This window comes from Bradyrhizobium sp. CSA112 (assembly GCF_029051645.1).
Classification (GTDB): domain Bacteria; phylum Pseudomonadota; class Alphaproteobacteria; order Rhizobiales; family Xanthobacteraceae; genus Bradyrhizobium.
This window is the reverse complement of record NZ_JAACFS010000156.1, coordinates 1-421: the sequence shown is the minus strand read 5'-3', so window position 1 is coordinate 421 and position 421 is coordinate 1. Positions and strand designations below refer to the sequence as shown.

The 421-nt window shown below is 71.5% G+C and carries 1 pseudogene; it reads right to left on the bottom strand.

Features of this window, described 5'->3' with window-relative positions:
- Positions 1-214 precede the first annotated feature (214 nt).
- Positions 215-421, bottom strand: a pseudogene (locus GWE18_RS42110) (hypothetical protein); the annotation flags it as partial.

Genomic DNA, 421 nt, shown 5'->3' with positions numbered 1-421 from the left:
CAGGTAGAGCGAGGCACAGGTCTGCAGGAACTGCAGCAGCACCAGGAGGGCGATGGGTCTCTTGTAGGGCCTGAGATGGGCACGCAGAAGTCTGATGAGCACGCTGCTTCTCTCGGAGTGGTCGACGGGGGCGTTGGTTGCCCGTGGCCCCCATCGTCGAACACTCCACCCGCGTTACCTCAACCGATTTAACGCGCCGGACCGCGTCGCGGCGTCACAGCCGGAACGCCCCCGGGTGGGTCTGCTCGCGCACCGACACGACCTGCTGGCGCACCGCCTGGCCCACCGCCAGTTCCTCACCCGGGTCCAGCACCTGCGCCGCCGCGCCCTGCCAGACCGGCGGGGTGCGCGGGTCCAGGGTGCCCTGGGAGACGCCGAGCGCCCAGGCCGCCTGCCGGGCCGCGCCGACCGCGGCGTAGTC